At 64.4% G+C, this 17713-nt stretch carries 15 protein-coding genes, 1 tRNA gene and 2 pseudogenes; 11 read left to right on the forward strand and 7 right to left on the reverse strand.

Annotated elements, in window-relative coordinates; genetic code table 11:
• The 7 genes from B4C31_RS03465 to B4C31_RS03495 all read left to right on the forward strand — a co-directional run.
• The coding region (locus B4C31_RS03465) for an FtsB family cell division protein (RefSeq protein WP_291531356.1) at window positions 1-523 on the forward strand (523 nt) is incomplete at its 5' end.
• A complete protein-coding gene (locus tag B4C31_RS03470; protein WP_414631833.1) occupies window positions 524-1093 on the forward strand; it encodes a DUF501 domain-containing protein in 570 nt (189 codons plus the stop codon).
• Window positions 1094-1143: 50 nt separating this feature from the next.
• Window positions 1144-2139, forward strand: a complete 996-nt coding sequence (locus B4C31_RS03475) for a Ppx/GppA phosphatase family protein (protein WP_291531357.1) — start codon at window positions 1144-1146, stop codon at window positions 2137-2139.
• Between the two features lie 37 nt (window positions 2140-2176).
• Window positions 2177-2255: transfer RNA gene (locus B4C31_RS03480), tRNA-Leu, on the forward strand.
• Between the two features lie 74 nt (window positions 2256-2329).
• Window positions 2330-3805, forward strand: a complete 1476-nt coding sequence (locus tag B4C31_RS03485; RefSeq protein WP_291531358.1) for an L-serine ammonia-lyase — start codon at window positions 2330-2332, stop codon at window positions 3803-3805.
• Between the two features lie 47 nt (window positions 3806-3852).
• Window positions 3853-4260, forward strand: coding sequence for an FKBP-type peptidyl-prolyl cis-trans isomerase (locus B4C31_RS03490; protein WP_033506162.1), 408 nt, complete (start codon window positions 3853-3855; stop codon window positions 4258-4260).
• Window positions 4261-4386: 126 nt separating this feature from the next.
• The gene (locus tag B4C31_RS03495) at window positions 4387-4866 is read left to right on the forward strand and encodes a GreA/GreB family elongation factor (RefSeq protein WP_033506164.1); all 480 of its coding nucleotides are present in this window, start codon (window positions 4387-4389) and stop codon (window positions 4864-4866) included.
• A 76-nt stretch (window positions 4867-4942) separates the two neighbouring features.
• Here the strand turns inward: B4C31_RS03495 and B4C31_RS03500 are convergent.
• Window positions 4943-5589: pseudogene (locus tag B4C31_RS03500) on the reverse strand (IS3 family transposase).
• A gap of 585 nt (window positions 5590-6174) precedes the next feature.
• On the opposite strand from B4C31_RS03500, the gene B4C31_RS03510 reads away from it, so the two are divergent.
• A complete protein-coding gene (locus B4C31_RS03510; protein ID WP_291531359.1) occupies window positions 6175-6879 on the forward strand; it encodes a DUF1206 domain-containing protein in 705 nt (234 codons plus the stop codon).
• Between the two features lie 123 nt (window positions 6880-7002).
• Here B4C31_RS03510 and B4C31_RS03515 read toward each other — a convergent pair whose 3' ends face one another.
• Window positions 7003-7278 carry a hypothetical protein gene (locus B4C31_RS03515; protein ID WP_291531360.1) on the reverse strand — a complete coding sequence of 92 codons (276 nt, stop codon included), beginning with the start codon at window positions 7276-7278 and terminating at the stop codon, window positions 7003-7005.
• A gap of 84 nt (window positions 7279-7362) precedes the next feature.
• The gene (gene trhA / locus B4C31_RS03520; protein WP_291531361.1) at window positions 7363-8250 is read right to left on the reverse strand and encodes a PAQR family membrane homeostasis protein TrhA; all 888 of its coding nucleotides are present in this window, start codon (window positions 8248-8250) and stop codon (window positions 7363-7365) included.
• 97 nt (window positions 8251-8347) lie between these two features.
• Between trhA and B4C31_RS03525 the strand changes: the two genes are divergently transcribed.
• Entirely contained in the window at window positions 8348-9838 is a 1491-nt protein-coding gene (locus tag B4C31_RS03525; RefSeq protein WP_291531362.1) for a sensor histidine kinase, read from the forward strand.
• A 109-nt stretch (window positions 9839-9947) separates the two neighbouring features.
• On the opposite strand, the gene B4C31_RS03530 is transcribed toward B4C31_RS03525, so the two are convergent.
• From B4C31_RS03530 to B4C31_RS03545, 4 genes are all read right to left on the reverse strand, one after another.
• Complete coding sequence (locus tag B4C31_RS03530; protein ID WP_033506168.1) at window positions 9948-10226, reverse strand: WhiB family transcriptional regulator; 279 nt, start codon at window positions 10224-10226, stop codon at window positions 9948-9950.
• 79 nt (window positions 10227-10305) lie between these two features.
• Window positions 10306-12132, reverse strand: coding sequence for an FtsK/SpoIIIE domain-containing protein (locus B4C31_RS03535; protein ID WP_291531363.1), 1827 nt, complete (start codon window positions 12130-12132; stop codon window positions 10306-10308).
• Window positions 12133-12219: 87 nt separating this feature from the next.
• Entirely contained in the window at window positions 12220-13551 is a 1332-nt protein-coding gene (locus tag B4C31_RS03540; RefSeq protein WP_414631834.1) for an LCP family protein, read from the reverse strand.
• A gap of 101 nt (window positions 13552-13652) precedes the next feature.
• Window positions 13653-15119 (reverse strand): LCP family protein, encoded by a 1467-nt coding sequence (locus tag B4C31_RS03545; protein ID WP_291531364.1) that lies wholly within the window; start codon window positions 15117-15119, stop codon window positions 13653-13655.
• A gap of 271 nt (window positions 15120-15390) precedes the next feature.
• On the opposite strand from B4C31_RS03545, the gene B4C31_RS03550 reads away from it, so the two are divergent.
• Window positions 15391-15690 (forward strand): WhiB family transcriptional regulator, encoded by a 300-nt coding sequence (locus B4C31_RS03550; protein WP_291531365.1) that lies wholly within the window; start codon window positions 15391-15393, stop codon window positions 15688-15690.
• Between the two features lie 32 nt (window positions 15691-15722).
• Window positions 15723-17713 (forward strand): annotated as a pseudogene (locus B4C31_RS03555) (glycosyltransferase family 2 protein); the annotation flags it as partial.

The raw sequence follows: 17713 nt of genomic DNA on the forward strand, positions 1-17713 counted from the left end.
CAGAACGACCCGCACCCGCAGACCAGGCAAGCCCACGGCGAAGGCCGGTCGCGGCAGCGCCGGGCCGATCTCGTTCTTCATCGCCCTGTTCATTGTGGCGTTGGGCGCCATCCAGCTGGTTTCCACGTTCTATACGTATGCGCTGACGGTATCCGACCTCAACGGTCTCAAGCGTCAGGAAGCTGCTTTGGAAGCCGAGAAGCAGGATCTTGAGAACGAGATCAAACGATGGGATGACGAGGCCTACGTCACCGCGCAGGCCCGCGAACGGTTGGGATTCGTCTTCCCCGGGGAGCAGGCGGTGCGTGTGCTGCACCCCGAGGCCGTGACCGGCCAGACCGACGCCGAACGGCAGCAGGACAACGACGCATCGGACAGCCAGTCGTTGCCATGGTACGAGGAGCTCGCCTACTCCTTCGAACAGGTGGACCGGCAGGACACCTCCGCGGGAGATACCGGCGAATCCGCACGGCAGCAGCCGCAATCCCAGACCGACACCACAGACATGTCAGGAGAGGAATAAGTGAATCAGAGCGAGGACATCGCCCGAATCGCGGTCGAACTCGTCGACCGTTGCCTGCAGGATCCCGCCACCGACGAGGATATGGCGATTGTGGAACGGCAGCTTGGCCGGTATCCGCGCGGCATGGTGGCCGTCGGCGCGCGATGCGTGTGCGGCAGGCCCCTGGCCGTCATCACGCGGCCGCTGCTGTCCGGCGGCATCCCGTTCCCCACCACCTGCTACCTGACCGGCCCTGAGGCGGTGAAGGCGGCTTCGCATGTCGAAGCCGAAGGCGTGATGGCCGAATACAACGAGCTGCTTGCCCAAGATGATGAGGTGCGGGCCGCGTATGAGCGCGCGCACCGGTTGTATCTGGCCTTCCGGCACGAGCTGGCCGGACGGCTGGGCGACAGCGAGGAGCATATCGAGGGCATCAGCGCCGGAGGCTTGCCGACCCGCGTCAAATGCCTGCACGCGCTGCTTGCCCAGACGCTGGTGATGGGCCAGGGGGCCAACCCGATCGGCGACCTGACCTTGGCGCGCATCCGCGACGAGTTCAGCCCCGACGTGTGCCGGTGTACGGTTGAATAACGGGTGTGCGTGGCACACGGCAGACAACGGTTGAGGGAGGGAAGACGGATATGGCTTCGGTAACGGTGGCCGGCATCGATTGCGGCACGAATTCGATTCGTTTGAAGGTGGCGCGCGTCGACGAACACGGTATGGAGGAGATCGTCCCCCGTACCCTGCGCGTCATCCGCTTGGGACAGGACGTGGACCAGACGCACCGCTTTGCGGATGAGGCGTTGGAGCGCGCCTATGCGGCCGCGGGGGAGTTCGCCGAGATCCTCAGGGAGCATCCGGTGGACGGCATCCGCTTCGTGGCCACGTCGGCCACACGCGATGCCGAGAACCGCGAACAGTTCGAAGACGCCATGGAACGCATCCTCGGTGTGCGCCCCGAGGTGATTCCCGGCACCGAGGAGGCCGACCTGAGCTTCCTGGGCGCCACCAGCGTGGTCGAACGCGACCTGGAGGCCCCCTATGTGGTGATCGATCTGGGCGGGGGATCCACCGAGCTGGTGCTGGGCGGCGACGGCGTGACCGCGCCGAAGACCGAGGTGCAGGCGGCGTTCTCGATGAACATCGGCTCGGTGCGCATGACCGAACGGCATCTGCATACCGATCCGCCGACCGACGACGAGATCGCCGAGGCCATCGCCGATATCGATGAGCATATCGATGAGGCCTTCCGCGTCGTGCCCGCCGGCAAGGCACGGACCATCATCGGCGTGTCGGGCACGGTGACGACGATGACCGCCCTGACGATGGGACTCAAGGAGTATGACCACCGTCTGGTGGATGGCGTCCGTGTGCCGTTCCCGGACGCGTTCGCCGTCAACGACCGGTTCCTGCGCATGCCGCGTGAGGAGCGCCGCGAATACAGGACCATCCACCCCGGCCGCATCGACGTGGTCGGCGGTGGCGCGTTGGTGTGGAGCCGTGTGCTGGCCCGCATCGGCGAGGCTGCCAAGGCCGATCACGGTGTGGCGATCGACTCGTTCATGGCCAGCGAACACGGCCTGTTGGACGGTATTGTGCTGGATTACGGCAGGCGTCTTCTCACCGCGCGATAATCGTGGCATAATACAGTGTGGCCGGTGCACTGGCCGTGCCCCCGTGGCGAAATGGTATACGCAGCCGACTTAAAATCGGCCGCTTCGGCTTGCGGGTTCGAGTCCCGCCGGGGGCACTGATACGCGGCTCCGTCCCACGTGATGGGCGGGGCCGTTTTCGTAACCAATGGACCGCCCAAAAGGAGTGCCAGTGTTCAGCATCCTCGATATGTTCTCAATCGGCGTGGGGCCGAGCTCGTCTCATACGGTGGGGCCGATGCGTGCCGCGCACGCCTTCGTGTCCTCGCTGGCCGAATGCGGTCTGCTCGACGGTGTGCATCGCGTGCGGGTGACCCTGTACGGCTCGCTGTCGCTGACCGGATTGGGGCATGGCACCGACCGTGCCGCGGTGGCGGGATTGGAAGGCCATCTGCCCGAAACCGTGGATACCGATCACCTGCTGCATATCCGTGAGACATGCGAGGATGCCGGCAGCCTGGCGCTGAACGGCACACGCGTTATCGGCTTCGATTACGGCCGTGACGTGGTGTTCGACCAGTGGCGGCGCTTGGCCGCCCACCCCAACGGGATGCGGTTCGAGGCGTTCGACGCGGACGGCGGCACTGTGGACGAACAGGTGTGGTATTCGATCGGCGGCGGATTCATCCAGCGCGGCAATGCGGATGACCGACTGGTCGGCAACCATGAACGCGTCACGGCGCCATCCGATGCCGGATCCGATGACGAAGCCGCCGGGTCCGATACGGGGGAGTCGCCTGCGGATACGGGGGTGCCGTACCCGTTCACCACCTGCGACGAACTGATCGCCATCTGCCGCCGGCAGGGCATGTCCATCGCCGATGTGGTGTGGGCGAACGAGACCGCGGTCCGCCCCGCCGACGAGGTGCGTGAACGTCTGCTCACGGTGTGGCGCGTGATGCGCGAATGCGTGGCCAACGGCTGCTCCAGCACCGAGCCGGTGTTGCCCGGCGGCCTGGATGTGCCGCGGCGCGCACCGGGGATGTACGCGCGGTTGGCCACCAACGGCGACATCCTCAAACGTGACGCGGGACGCATCGACATCGTGCTGGAATCCTCGGACGCCGCGTGGGTCAACCTGTTCGCGCTGGCGGTGAGCGAGGAGAACGCGGGCGGACGCCGCATCGTCACCGCGCCGACCAATGGCTCGGCCGGCATCATCCCCGCCGTGCTGCTGTATTACTGGCATTTCGTGGACGTGGCCGACGAGGAGGGCGTGATCCGTTTCCTGCTGACCGCGGGGGCCGTGGGCTACCTGTTCAAGCGCAACGCCTCGATCTCCGGCGCCGAGGTCGGCTGCCAGGGCGAGGTGGGCGTGGCCTGTTCGATGGCCGCCGCGGGACTGGCCGCGGTGCTGGATGGCACCCCGGAGCAGGTGGAGAACGCCGCAGAGATCGGTATCGAGCACAATCTGGGACTGACCTGCGATCCGGTGGGCGGACTGGTGCAGATCCCGTGCATCGAACGCAACGCGATGGGCGCGAACACCGCCATCAACGCGGTGCGCATGGCCATGGTGGGCGACGGCTCGCATATCGTGAGCCTGGATCAGGCCATCGTGACGATGAAGCAGACCGGCGAGGACATGATGGCCAAATACAAGGAGACGTCCAAGGGCGGTCTGGCCGTCAACGTGGTGGAATGCTGACGGCGTTGTGCTAGGCTATGAGACATTCTGTGTTGAAGGAGGTCAAGATGGCAGACAGCATGCCTGTGGTGAACGCCGAGTTCGGCGCTTCGCCCGTTATCGAATTCCCGTCCGACGAGGCCCCGAAGGGTCTGAAGGTCGTGGAGCTGGTGGAGGGCGATGGCCCGATGGTGCGCCGCGGCGATACCGTGACCGTGAACTATCACGGCGTGGTGTGGGGCGGCACCGATCCGTTCGACTCCAGCTTCGTGCGTCATCAGCCGGCGAGCTTCGGCATCGGCGTCGGGCAGGTCATCAAGGGCTGGGACCAGACCGTGCCGGGGCATAACGTTGGCTCCCGACTGGTCGTATCCATCCCGCCGGAGTACGGCTACGGTTCTCGTGGCGTGCCGCAGGCCGGCATCGGCGGCGGCGATACCCTGGTGTTCGTCATCGACATCATCTCGACCCGCTGACGGATATTCGCGAAAAGGGAAGGCGCCGGCATCGATCGGCGCCTTGTCATAAACGGACATGCATGGCGCCGAGCCGTCTTCCGTATTAGACTTGGCTGCCAATGAGTCCGTGCAAAAGGAGGAATCATGACTGAGGAAAAGACGATCCTGCTGACGCAGGAGGCGTATGACAAGCTCAAGGAGGAGCTCACCTGGCGTGAGGGGGAGTACCGCGACGAGATCACCGAGCGCATCGCCGCCGCGCGCGCCGAGGGCGATCTGTCAGAGAACGGCGGCTACCAGGCCGCGCGTGAGGAGCAAGGCAAGAACGAGGGGCGCATCAACGAGCTGATCGTCAAGCTGCGCAACGCCAAGATCCTTGAGGCGCCGGAGGCCGGCCTGGTGGGCAACGGCTCCGTGGTCACGATGGATATGGCCGGCCGCGAGATGGTGGTCGTGCTGGGTTCCCGCGACATCGCCGTGGCCACCGACTATGACGTGATCAGCCCCGAATCGCCGATCGGTGCCGCCATCATGGGCGCGCACGCCGGCGACACCGTGAGCTACCAGGCCCCCAACGGCCGCGAGATCTCGGTGACAATCAAGGACGCCAAGCCGCTGAACTGACACCCATCAATCGAACAGGCCCCGGTGCTCGCAAGTGAACTGCGCTCCGAATCTTGGACGCGTTAAATCATAACCGCTAGGCGGCCTTCCGAAGGGCCTGACCCCGGAATTCGGCCGGGGTCAGGCCCTTCGGCTTGATCTGCCGCCTCGTATTGTTCCAGTGGACGATGTACTCCTCGAGGTCGCGCTTGAACGACTCGAAGTCGTCCCAGTCGCGCCCTCTGGCTTGGCGGCGACGAGCGCCTCCAGCATCTCCTCCTGCTGGGCGAGGTCGGGATGCAGAGATATGGAGCGCGCCACGATCTCCTTGCTGCCGAAGTCGTAGGCCGGCGCGAGGTAGGCCTTGCCGAAGGAGAGCTTGAACTCGGTGACGTCGGTCCCCATCTTCTGCCACGGCCAGTCCGCCTCGAAGTCGCGGCCGATGACGTTCTCGAAGATCTCGCCGACCGGGCCCTTGTACGAGTTGTACCTGTGGTAGTCGGTCTCGCGGCGGATGCCGCTGCGCGGCCCCATCTCGCGCATCATCTTGAGCACCGTCTTGTCCGCGATGCGGGCGCCGTCCACGGCCCGCAGCTCCATCGCCACCTGGCGGTGGCCGACGCCGTTGGGGAGCTTGCCGAAGATCTCGGCTACCCGCGTCCGCGGCTCCGGCCTGGTCGGGCGCTTCGGGTGCGTGAGCGCATAGTGGTACGTGGACCTGGCGAGCCCGGCGGCCCCCAACAGGTCGGCGAGGTCGTGCTGCCCTGAAAGCTCGGCGACCGCTAGGGCCTTCTCCCGGTTCGGGAGCGCCTCCGCGCCGCCCTCGCGGTAGAGGCGGCACCACTGCTTCAGCGGCGAGAGGCTCGCTATCCCGTAGCGCGCCATCGCCTCGGTCTCGGCCATGCCGCCGTCGACCACGGCGCTGGCCGCGGCGACCTTGGTCTCGAAGTCGTATCTCGCGTGCGTCTTGCCCATGCTCAGCAGGCCGTCCCTCCCCACGGACCGGTGCGTCTGCTGCCATTTTCTCACGGCCTCCTCCGGAATCCCGAGGGCGCCCGCAACGGATTTGCGCCCGAGCCCCCTCTCGAACATGCCGGCGGCCAGCTCCCTGAGCGAGCGGTCATGCTCAGTCGCAGGTCGATTGACATAAAAAGCCTCCCATCTCTCGGACTTTGATTTCCATGTCCAAGAAATGGGAGGCAGCTCAATACAAGATGCGATGACGTTAAATCTTGAAACGAAAACCGTGATTCGCTCACTTGTCTTTTCATCGTGTGCCCGTACAATACCAACTAAAGGCAACCTGACAATCAAGGAAAACGCACGAAGATGCTGAGAATCGACGAGAACGAGCTGCACTCGCTGCTCCGCGACAGAAGACCGCATATAGGCTCCGGTCCGGTCGTGTCGGCAGCGGCTAACGTCATCGCTGCGATCTTCTACATCCCAACCGTGAACAGTGCGCCGTGCATGCTCGCCAAGATCGGATATGGTGCCTTCGCGATAATATCGTTAATTATCGGCGGATATAATCTTCGCAAATCGATAACCAGCAGATACACCGACGAAGACATGTACAAGGATGTGACCGCGTTGAACAGAAAACTCATCAGAAGCTCAATCGTCGCGGTGACAAGCGCCGACAGACCCAACCAGTACCTTCTCTACCACGACAACGGGTGGGACTGCGACTTCTTCCCCAACCACCGCACCAACGGCGACTACGAGACCGACAAGGCAAATATGGCGGAATACCTCAACCGCGAATACGGTATGGACATCAAGCCATCGAGCCTCCGCCTCGTCGGCACGAACACGAACAGCAAACTGTCCACCGAACACAACGAGGTCCGCGAATACGAATACCGCCTGTACCTGCTGAGACTGACCAGCACGCCAGATACGTGGGATTCCGATGCATTCCGCGTTCTCGACAAGGACTGCCGCATGATGACCGTCGGAGGCATGCTGTCCGATAAGAGGATCAACGAAGTCAACCATGACGTGGTGGCCATGGTGAGGGACTTGGTGTAAGAGGTCCGATATCGCCACGAAAACGCACCTTTACGGAATCCGTAGTTTTCTCGTAAGTCGAGTTCTCGCAGGCGAATGTTACTTACGAGAAGACCCCGCCGAAGCGGGGCCGTTCGTATATGGTCATTGTTTTGCCCAAGTTCCACAGGAGCTGAGCTTGAAATGCTGCCCATCCGTCAGCGTGACCTGCGGGTATCCGCCACCGGGAATGTCGTTATCGATAATGTCGAAACCTCCCTGTCCGGTACTGATCTCCCAATAGCAGCTGCTGGATACCGGTTGCGTGGCACGATATGTTCCTGCTTCGATATCCTGTCCTACGACCCATACGCCCTCGCCGACGCTGTTCTTCTTCGCCTGGTCGACCTGGCCGGTCAGCATTTCCAACTGTTGCGCCATGGTTTCTGCGGAATGTGGGCATAATGTGAGCAAAGAACGGGATAGCGAGAATCCAGGGTTGGTGAATCGTTGATATTCCAGGCTTTATTGCCAGAGACTGACGATGACCATGTAGATCGCCACCATCTGGCATGCGTACCCGGCCACGGTGCCGCAGTGGAAGATCTCATGGAATCCGAACACGCGGGGCCAGGGGTCGGGCTTGCGCAGCGCGTACACGATGGCGCCGGCGATATAGCAGGCACCGCCCGCGGCCAGCAGAATCACCACCGGCGGGCCGGCATAGGGGGAGACCCAGAACAGCCACATGAACGCCACGCCGGAGACGCCGAAGACGATGTAGGTGATGGTGTACAGCCAGCGTGGCGCGCTGATCCAGATCACATGCACGATCATGGCGACCGAGGTGCAGGCCCACATGCCGCCGATGATGGCGTTCCTCCAGAACGGCTCCAGGGCGAACGAGACCGGGGTATAGGTGCCGGCGATGAGCAGGAAGATATTGAGGTGGTCGATGCGGCGCAGCACGTCGGTCACGCGCGGCGACCAGTCGCCCAGATGGTAGGCCGCGGAGTTGGCGAACAGCACCAGCGAACAGACCATGAACACCGCGCAGGCCCACTTGAGCTGCGCCCCCTGTGCCAGGCAGATCAGCACGATGCCCGCCGCTAGCGAAAGCGGCGCGGCCGCCAGATGAATCCATCCGCGCATGGCCGGTTTGGGCCGGCCGTGCACATCCAGTCTGATCTTGCGTTCCACCTCGGCGGGGGCGATGCCTTCGAGTTTGGCGGCGCGCGCCTCGCCCTTGGCGATGGCGAGTTTGGCCTTGGTCTCCGCCTTGCGGCGGATGTTGTCGGCCTTGTTGCGGGCCTTGACGCGCACGGCGTCGGCCTTGGCCTGCAGGGCCTGCTCGCGCGCTTCGATGACGGCCGCCCGTGTGCGTTCGATTTGCTCGTCGGTATGCCGGCTCATGGGTCCTCCCGGATAATGGTTACGCAACCGTAACCTACGTTATCGTAGGTTACGGATATCGCCGTATTCGGACACGCGCTGGGGTAATGTGGAGCACATGGCTGATTTTTCCGAGATACTGGCGAGTCGTCCCGATCTGGACAACTACGACCGCGAATGGCTGCATCAACTCGTGGCGGACTGGCAGGTCATCGCCGACCTGAGTTTCGCCGACCTGCTGCTCATCGTGCAGAATGGCGACGGCAGGTACATCATCGCCGAGCAATGCCGCCCCTCCACCGTGATGAGCCTGCGTGAGGAGGACGTGGTCGGCAAGGGGGTGGACGAGGACCTGTACGGCGAGCTGGACCTGGCCATGCGCTCGGGGTCCGTGTTCCGTTCCACCGTGCTGCGTACCGTGGGCAAGTCCACGGTATGCAACGTGTATGCGCCGGTTCGGCATAACGGCAAGACCCTCGGCCTGGTGGTGCGCGAGACCAACATGGCCACACGTGAATCGAACGGCCGCTATGAGTCGGAAAGCATCAACGCCGGCAAGCAGTTGTATGAGATGATTCCCCGCGGACAGTTCCCGTACCGTGATTCGGTGATGAACCAGCGGCATATCGCCCGCGTGTCGGACGGATTCATCGTACTGACCGTGGACGGCGTGGTGCGCTATGCCTCCCCGAACGCCATCAGCTGCTTCCGTCGTCTGGGGTCGTTGCGTGCCATGATCGGCCAGTACCTGAGCGAGATCGGCACCCAGCTGTTGCGCAAGAACGATCCGGTGCCGGAAACGCTGCCGTTGGTGTTGAGCGGCAAGGCCGCCGTCGATTCCGAACTCGACGCGAACCGTTCCGCGGTCTCGATGCGTTCGCTGCCGCTGTATGACGCGAACGGCAGGACGGGCGGCATCGTGCTGTGCCGTGACGTCACGGAGCTGCGCCGTCGCGAGAAAGAGCTGCAGACCAAGGACGCGGCGATCTCCGAGATCCACCACCGGGTGAAGAACAACCTGCAGTCGGTGTCCGCATTGCTGCGGCTCCAGGCGCGCAAGACCAAGTCCCAGGAGGTCAAGAAGGAGCTGGCCGAGGCGCAGCGCCGCGTGCAGACCATCGCGATGGTGCACGAGGGACTGAGCCAGACGGTCGACGAGATCGTCGACTTCGACAAGGTGATCTCGAACCTGCTGAAGATGAGCGTGGACCTGGCCACGATGCGCGACCAGCATATCGACATCGATTTCATAGGCAAGTTCGGCATGATGCCGGCGCAGGACGCCACGCCGCTGTCGCTGGTGCTCACCGAGCTGATCACCAACGCCATCGAGCATGGGTTCGAAGGCCGTAAAGAGGGCCATATCACGGTATCCGTGGGCCGTGGCGGCAACAACCTCAACGTGGTGGTCGAGGATGACGGCGTGGGCTTGGAACAGGAGGAGAACAACGGCATGGCTCGTTCCTCCGGATCTGGTCTGGGCACGCAGATCATCAACACCTTCGTCAAGAACGATTTCGGTGGCACCGTGCGTTGGGAGCCCCGTCGCGAGGGCGGCACCCGCGTCATCCTGGACATGAAGCTGCGCGCCGCGCAGAACGAATCCTGACCGGCGACTCCCGCGGTCCATGCCGGATGCACGGGAGTCGCAGATACACTGAGGGGCCTTCCGCCATTCGCGGAAGGCCCCTCGCCATCGGTTGACCGGTTTTTGGTTCTCACACCTGCATCTGCATGGCCTGGGAGCGGCGGGCGCGCATGGCGCGACGCTTCAGCGCGCGCCGCTCGTCCTCGCTGAGACCACCCCAGACACCGTAATCCTGATTGGTGTCCAGAGCGCATTTGAGGCAGGCATCGATGACCTTGCAGGTCCGGCACACGGCCTTGGCCTCCTCGATCTGCTGATAGGCGGCACCGGTGTTGCCGACGGGGAAGAACAGTTCGGGATCCTTGTCCCGACACGCGGCTTTGGCTCGCCAATCGTAAGCGCTGCTCATGGTTTCCTCGCACTCCTCAATCGCAATATCCGACTTCCGGAACAAACATTATTCAGATAACCACGAAATCATCGACTTTTCAAGAGGTTTCGCCGGGAAAAAACGCAGGCTTGGTGAAGGAACCGGAAGGAACCATGCACTGCACCACGGTGGCCCTGCCGGGTTCGACCAGCACGCCACGGCCGGGTGTGGTCAATTCCTCATGGCCGAATTGGTTCAGCAGCTCGGAGGGGATGCCGTTCATCAGATCGGTGGCGCGGTCGCCGGAGGGAAAGACAAGTCTGGTGCGGAAGAAGTCGGGGCGTTGCAGGCTGTGCGGATGCTCCACCGCCACAACAAGGGCCACGCCCTCCCGATACAGATTGCGTCGTATCCGGTCGGTGCAGGTCTGTCCGCATACGGGATCGAACACCATGTCCGCGTCGTCGATCAGCCATGCCCGATGCCGCGCGGCCGAATCCCGCCCTGTTCCGGACGGCGGCGGAGGAACCGTGCGGATATCCGTGGCATCGACGTAGGATCCGTCGGAGAGATACGTCACCGTCAGCGCCACATCGCCGCGCGCGCCCCAGCTCGCCGCCAGCATACGTAATGCGGTGGTCTTGCCCCGGCCCCTGCCCCCGATGATGGCGATGCCGCCCTCCTGCGGCTGCAGGACGACGTCGTGGAAGCGCGCGCCGTCGTCCCCTAGGGCGAACGGCACGCAATCGCGGGCATCGTACGCGTCGTCGCCGCAGGTAACGCGTGCGGGCGGGGGCGCGGTGAACAGCGGATCGGCGGGCCGGACGCCGTGGAAACGGCACGCCATGCCGATGGCCGCGGTGATGGACCGCGCGTCGGCCGGGGCGAAGCTGCGGATGGGGGTGACGGTGACGCCGTCGTTGCTGTAGAACGCGCCGGGCATGGTCGGAGGGATGCCTGCGGCGGCGGACGAGCCGATCAATTCCGAGGATTGCATGCTGTCACGCACCCGCAGACACAGGTTCAACGCCATATTCGACTTCATCTCCGCATGTACCTGCCCGAGGGGGTGCTGTGTGCAGGCAATCAGATGCATGCCCAGGGACCGGCCCAACGAGGCGATGCGGATGAACCGTTCGATGGCGTCGGGCAGTTGCTGCCGGAGCACGTGGAACTCGTCGATCACGATGATGATGGATGGCTGCGCGTTGCCCAGCCGATCGATGGAAGGCACCCCGGCCTCCGCCACCAGCCGTTCACGGCGCTTGAGCTCACGTTCCAGGCCGATGATCGCCCTGGCGGCGTGCCTGATGTCCAGATCGTCGACGATGCCCGCCGTATGGGGCAGACCGCGCAATTGGTTGAACGCCGATCCGCCCTTGAAATCAAGGAACACGAAATGCAGCGTATCGGGAGGGTTGCGGACCGCCAACGCCAGACACCAGTTCTGCAGCAGCACGGATTTGCCGGATCCCGTGGTCCCCGCAACCAGGGCGTGCGGTCCCTGGGCGGCGATATCCAGGGTGGCCACGCCCTCAGCGGTGGTGCCTATGGGCACGTCGGTATGCACGCCGTCGAGCCAGCCCGCCACAATCGGCCGCCACATCACGGGATCATCGCGCAGGCCGAGCGCCGATTCCAATGGCAGCATGGCGATGGCACCGAAATCGTCGGACGGCCCGGATCGCTCTTCGAGCTGCGGTCCGGACCGGGAGGGGTCGTCGCCGCGGTTGACCATCACCAGGAGCGAGGCCAAACACCCGACCAGCCCCGGCATGATCATGAGCACGAACATCCAGCGTTGCTCCACCGCCATCGCCCCCAGCAATATCAGCTGGGCGATGGCCGGTGCCACGGCCGCGGCGAGGCTCAGCCGTCTGACCCTGAGGCGTCGGCGGTCGGCGGCCCGCTCAGGGGTTCGAGTATGTCGATGTGTGCCCTTCATGCCTTCAGTCTGACCGTTGGCACGGCAGGAGACAAGGCGAACGGAACGATGTGGTCGAAGGCTATCTGAATCGGTGTGTCGCCGGGGTCACTGGCTCTCGGCGAGGGTGCCCACCACGCCGGGCTCATGCGTGCCGTCGGCCAATGCGGTGAACAGTTCCAAGTTGCGCTGGTCGTCCAGTAGTACGCTGGAACCCACGCCGTCCACGTAGTAGTCGGGGTTGGACCAGTACACGGAGCCCGTGATCCCGGATGTGCCGCTGGCGTCGCGGAACGCCAGCGCCATCATCAGCAGGGTGTACGGGTTGGTCTGCTCGTCAACGGTGATGGCATTCAACGTGGTGTCCGCCACGGACATCACCGTGCCTGGGTTGGAGAGCGTTCCGGAGGACAGGCCCTTGTCCATGATGGCCCCGATGACCTGCCGCTGGCGGTCCCCGCGGCCGAAGTCGCCGGTGGCGTCCGCGTAGCGCATGCGCGAGAAAGCCAATGCGGTGTCGCCGTCGGCCGTGTGGCAGCCGGCTTGCCATTCCAAGCCGGAATACGGGTCGCTGACATCGCTGTCGTAGCACAGTTCGATGCCGCCGAGCGCATTGACCACGTCCTTGAGACCGTTGAACTTGATCTGCGCTACATGGTCGATCTTCTGTCCGGTGATCTGCTCGACCTCGCTGACCAGGGATTGTCCGTCATACAGCTGGCTCACCGCGTTGATCTTCAGGTAGTAGTCATCGATTGAGACCAGCGAATCCCGGGGGATGGAGATCAGCGAGCTGCTGCCTTTCCGGGGTTTGGTCAGCACCAGAATCGTATCGGTGCGGAACCCGACGATATCGCTGTCGCCGCCTTCACGCTCGTCGGAACCGAGCACCAGCCACGTGGAGGCGGGCGTATCGGCGCGGTCCGTCAGCCAGGGGGTTTTGATGAGTTTGCCGTCGACCCAGTTCCACACGCCGAACAGGCCGAGCGCCGCAGCCAGTATGAGAACAAGCAGGATGCTGACGATGATGCGTCCGATATGCCTGCGGCGGCGTGGAGGCTGCGCGGCCACGGCCATCGTGGTGCCGTAGGCGGCCACCGGTTCCGCGGCTCGGGCGTTCATAGGGGTATTCGGCACGGTTCGTGGCGGCGTGGCGGGGGATGCGGTTCGTTGCGATGCGGCCGAGCGCGAGGACCCCGTGGTCCGACGTGCGGGCTTGGAGGCCGGTTGGAAGCTCTGCGGCATCTGTTGCGCCGGTCCTGTGGACGAGGCGGGTGCCGGGGGGACGGCGGTCGGCTTGGCGGCGCGCTTGCGCGATGGCGGGATGAAGCTTGGTGGCGTCGCCTCCGTGCCGGAGGAGGACGGCCGTTGGCGACTGGCCGACGGTACGAAACTGGGTGGTATGCCCGGCATACCTGCGTCTCCCTGCTCTTCGGCCATATGTCCCTCCAGTGTGTGCGGTCTCCAGTCGTTTTTACACGGTGGAGGGACATTTCAGCGTATCTGCGGGTAATCCTGCGCAGGAACAGCACATTACCGTGTCATGAGACCCGGCAGAAGGTGTACATGATGTACTGGTCGGCCATGCCGATGTACTGCCCGGTGAGCGGGTCGGTGATGGAGCCGGTCTCCGGGTCCACGACGCCGCCCGTGGCGGGATCGGTGAGCACCTCCTGCAGGGTGTAGGGGTCGACGGAGGTGACCAGTCCGGTGTTCGGATCGGGTGCGGCCTGCTGCGTCTGCTCGGTGTCGGTGCCGTCCTGCATGGTCTGCTGGGAGGAATCGTCGTCCGCGGACGTGTCGGACGGCGTCTCGGATGTCGTGCCGGACGAATCGTCGGTGGTGCCGTCCGACGACTGTCCGTCGTCGGATTGGGCCGTCAGCGGCTGGTTGGTCCGGAGTTTCTCCCAGACGGCGTCGGCGGCGTCGGACCAGACGACGCGGGCCGTGGGATTGTAGGGGTCGGCGACCACCGGAACGGTCTGCGCGTACAGATGCGAGGAGTCCAGGTTCTTCAGGCTCATGGCCAGTCCGGCCAGGGTGGCGGCATCCGCCAGGCCGTCGCTGATGTTGAGCGATTCCAGCGCGGCGCGGGCCAGCTGGTAGAGCTGCGGGCTGTCGGTGAACAGGTTCTTGTTGAGCGCCTCGTTGAGCAGCGCCTTGATGAGGTATTGCTGTCGTGTTGTTCGCATGACGTCCGAGCCATCCGTGCCGGTGCCGTGGCGCATGCGGGCGTACTGCGTGGCCTGGGTGCCGTCGAGATGCTGCAAGCCCCGCTTCAGGTCCAGACCGGTATAGGTGTCCTGGGTGTCGAACGGGATGCAGATGTCCACGCCTCCCAGCGCGTCGATCATGCTGCTCAGTCCCTGGAAGTCCACCACCACGACCTCCTGGATGTCCAGGCCGGTCAGCGCGTTCACCGCGTTCACCGTGCAACCGGCCGCGGACGCCAGGTCGCCCCCATAGGAGTAGGCGTTGGCGAAGATCGAGTTGAACTGCACGTAATACTGCGCGGGGATGGTGCCGTTGGCCGTGGAGCAGCTGGGGACGTCGACCATGGAATCGCGGGGGATCGAAACCAGATTGATATAGGAGCGGTCGGCGGCGATCTGCGCCACGATCGTCGTGTCCGCATTGTGGAGGCCCGCGGTCTCCTCGCCGCTGCCGCCCACGGCGGCGTTGCCGTCGCCCTCGCGGGTGTCCTGACCCAGAAGGAGCACATTGACCGGCTTGCCGGCGTTCACGTCCACCAGCTGGGGCTCGTTGTCCTTGTCGGCATCGTCCGCCTGCACCGGCAGGGTGAACGACCGGTGTTCGATGGTGCTGTTGATGTCCACCCACACGGCCGCGGCTGCGGTGCCGACGAAGGTGAGGGCCGCCAATAGGATGGATACCAGAACGGTGCGCACAACGTGACTGATGCGGTATTGGCTGCTGTGCCGTGGATGCGAGGCGATGCTTCCCGCGATGTTGGGGATTGTGCGGTTGGTCCTGCGGTGTGAGGTCACGTCGTCGCCTTCCTGGTTGTGGGTTGTGAGCGCCCGTCGCGGTTGAACGGAATAGATTGTAAGCCACCGACCTGAACAATGCCCCAAAATGGGAACATCGGACCATGACGTTCACCGGATCGGAACACGGTCGCCATGGCGCGAAGGGGCAATATAGCATCAGTATCCCCTAAAAAGCGGTATTGACACGGCTTTTGATTTGACAAATCCCAAGTGACAAGTGTGTAATTTAAGCGAATCGATTGCGTACGGCCTAGGCAAGGAGGATATCATGTGGGGGGTCATGGACGAATCCGCCGATGAGCCGCTATCCAAGTTGTGGGGGTTGTTCCAGTCGAGCGACGATCTGTCATGGCAGCATAAGGCGTTGTGCTCGCAGACCGATCCGGAGGCGTTCTTTCCGGAGAAGGGTGGATCCACCCGGGACGCCAAGCGCGTGTGCGCCCAGTGCGAGGTGCGTGAGCAGTGCCTGGATTGGGCCATCGAGCACGACGAGCGATTCGGCATCTGGGGCGGCATGAGCGAACGCGAACGCCGTCGGTATAAGAAGGAGCGCAGGGGACGGGCGTAACGCGCGGGCACCCGTTGCGTACACTGGGAGTTATGAATTCCACAGGCAACAGCGACATTCAGCGGATTATCGCCGAGCAGGCGGCGGCCATGCCCTTGCACAGGCGGGCCGTGGACCATACGGTGGCCGCCGTGATCACGGTCGAGGGGGATTTGCGGTTCCTTGGCGACACCATGCACGCCGTGCTGAACCAGACCGTGATGCCGGGAACCGTGATCGTGGCGGACTGCACCGGGCTGACGGGGCAGCCGGTCCATTCCGAAGTGCCGCTGCGGGACGGGGAACCCGGCCAGGCGCTGAACATACAGATCGTCCGTGCCGCAGGTGCACGTTCGTTCTTCGACGCGGTGATGCGTGGGCTGAAATACGCACGGCTGGAACGCGCCGTGTCCGCGCTGTGGACGTTGCATGACGATTCGAGACCGGCCGATGCCTGTCTGGAGGCGTTGCTGGAGGCGCGGCGCAATACGCCCACCGCGTCGCTGCTCGGCGCCAAACAGCTGGACTGGAGCGGGGAGAACCTGCATAACGTGGGATCGTATGCCGGCAGGCATCATCTGGAATCCCTGGTGGTGGACGGCGAGCCAGACCAGGAGCAGTATGACGGCCGGCAGGATGTATTCGCCGTGTCCTTGGCCGGCGCGTTGATGCCGCTGTCCACGTTGCAGACCACCGGGGGAACGGATCCGTGGTTCGGCAGCTTCACCGAGGCCGACGACCTGTGTCGGCGCATCTGCCTGGGCGGCGGCCGCGTGGTGGTGGTGCCCACCGCCGAGGTGGCGCACCGGAGGGCCAGATTCGAGGGCATCCGCACCCATGAGGGCGAACCGGTGGCTCAGGAGGACGCCTACGACACGGCCATGGGGGTGCTGGAGGCGCAGCAGCGGTATTACTACACGGATATCCGTACGGTGTGGTGGCCGTTCCTATGGATATGGCGATTGCTGCGTTCCGTGGTGATGGCGGTGGTGAGGCTGTCGCGCAAGCAGCCGTATGCGGCGTTGTGCGAGCTGGCGCTGCCATGGCGCGCGCTGGGCACGCTGCCGGCGGCCGTGCGGGCCAGGAAACGGGTGGTGCGCCAGGGCACGGTGCCGTTGGCGCGCCTGTCGGTGTTGTCGGCGACCCGCCAGCAGATCGGGCAGTGGCGCGACCGTAGCCAGGCGTTCTCTGACCAGCGTGACACCGTGGTGCTCAATCCGTTGGCCCGCGAGCATCTGCTGCGTCGCTCGGTATGCCGGTGGACCGCGGTGCTCCTGGCCGCGATCGCGGCGTTCGCCGTTGTGGCCGGCACGCATTGGACGGTGTTGCGTGCGGCGTTCGGCGGGGCGGCCGTCATCTCCGATGCGTGGGTTCCCACGGATGCCACGTTCCCGCAGCTGGTGGAGGCCGCGACCTCCTCATGGGCGTTCGGCATCGGCACGGGCGTACCCGCGCCGCCCACGCCGTGGCTGCTGGTGCTGATGGTGGCTTCGGTGTGCACGCTGGGCCATGTGGCTGCGGCCACGGCGCTGCTGCTGTTCGCCGCGGCGCCGTTGAGCGTGCTGTCGTTCTGGGCCCTGGCCGGCGTGTTCACCCGGTCGGATGCCGTGCGCGTCACGGCGGCGCTGCTGTGGTTCGCCCTGTCCCTGGGATTGGGATTGTACGACTCGGCCAATCTGCCGATGCTGACGGTGATGGTGTTCCTGCCTGCGGCGTTCGCCTTCGCGTTCCGTGCCGTGGGCATGTACCGGACCGAGGACCCGGTCAGGCCGCACAAGTCGGTGCAGGCCGCCGCGGCGTCGGCGCTGTGCTTCATCCCCGTGGTGGCGGCCGAACCGCAGCTGCTGCTGCCGTTGGTGGTGGCGTTCCTGGTGTTCTTCATCTTCGTGCGTCGGCATCGTGCCACCTTGCTGCTGATCCCGTTGCCCGCCGCTCTGGTGCTGGCCCCAACGCTGGTCAACGTGGTCCGTCGCTTCGGCGACGGGGCATGGCGTCAGCTGTTCGGCGACGCCACCGTACCGGATGCGGCGACCGGCGGGGAGCC

Source organism: Bifidobacterium sp. UBA4282, from assembly GCF_002394995.1.
Classification (GTDB): domain Bacteria; phylum Actinomycetota; class Actinomycetes; order Actinomycetales; family Bifidobacteriaceae; genus Bifidobacterium; species Bifidobacterium pullorum_B.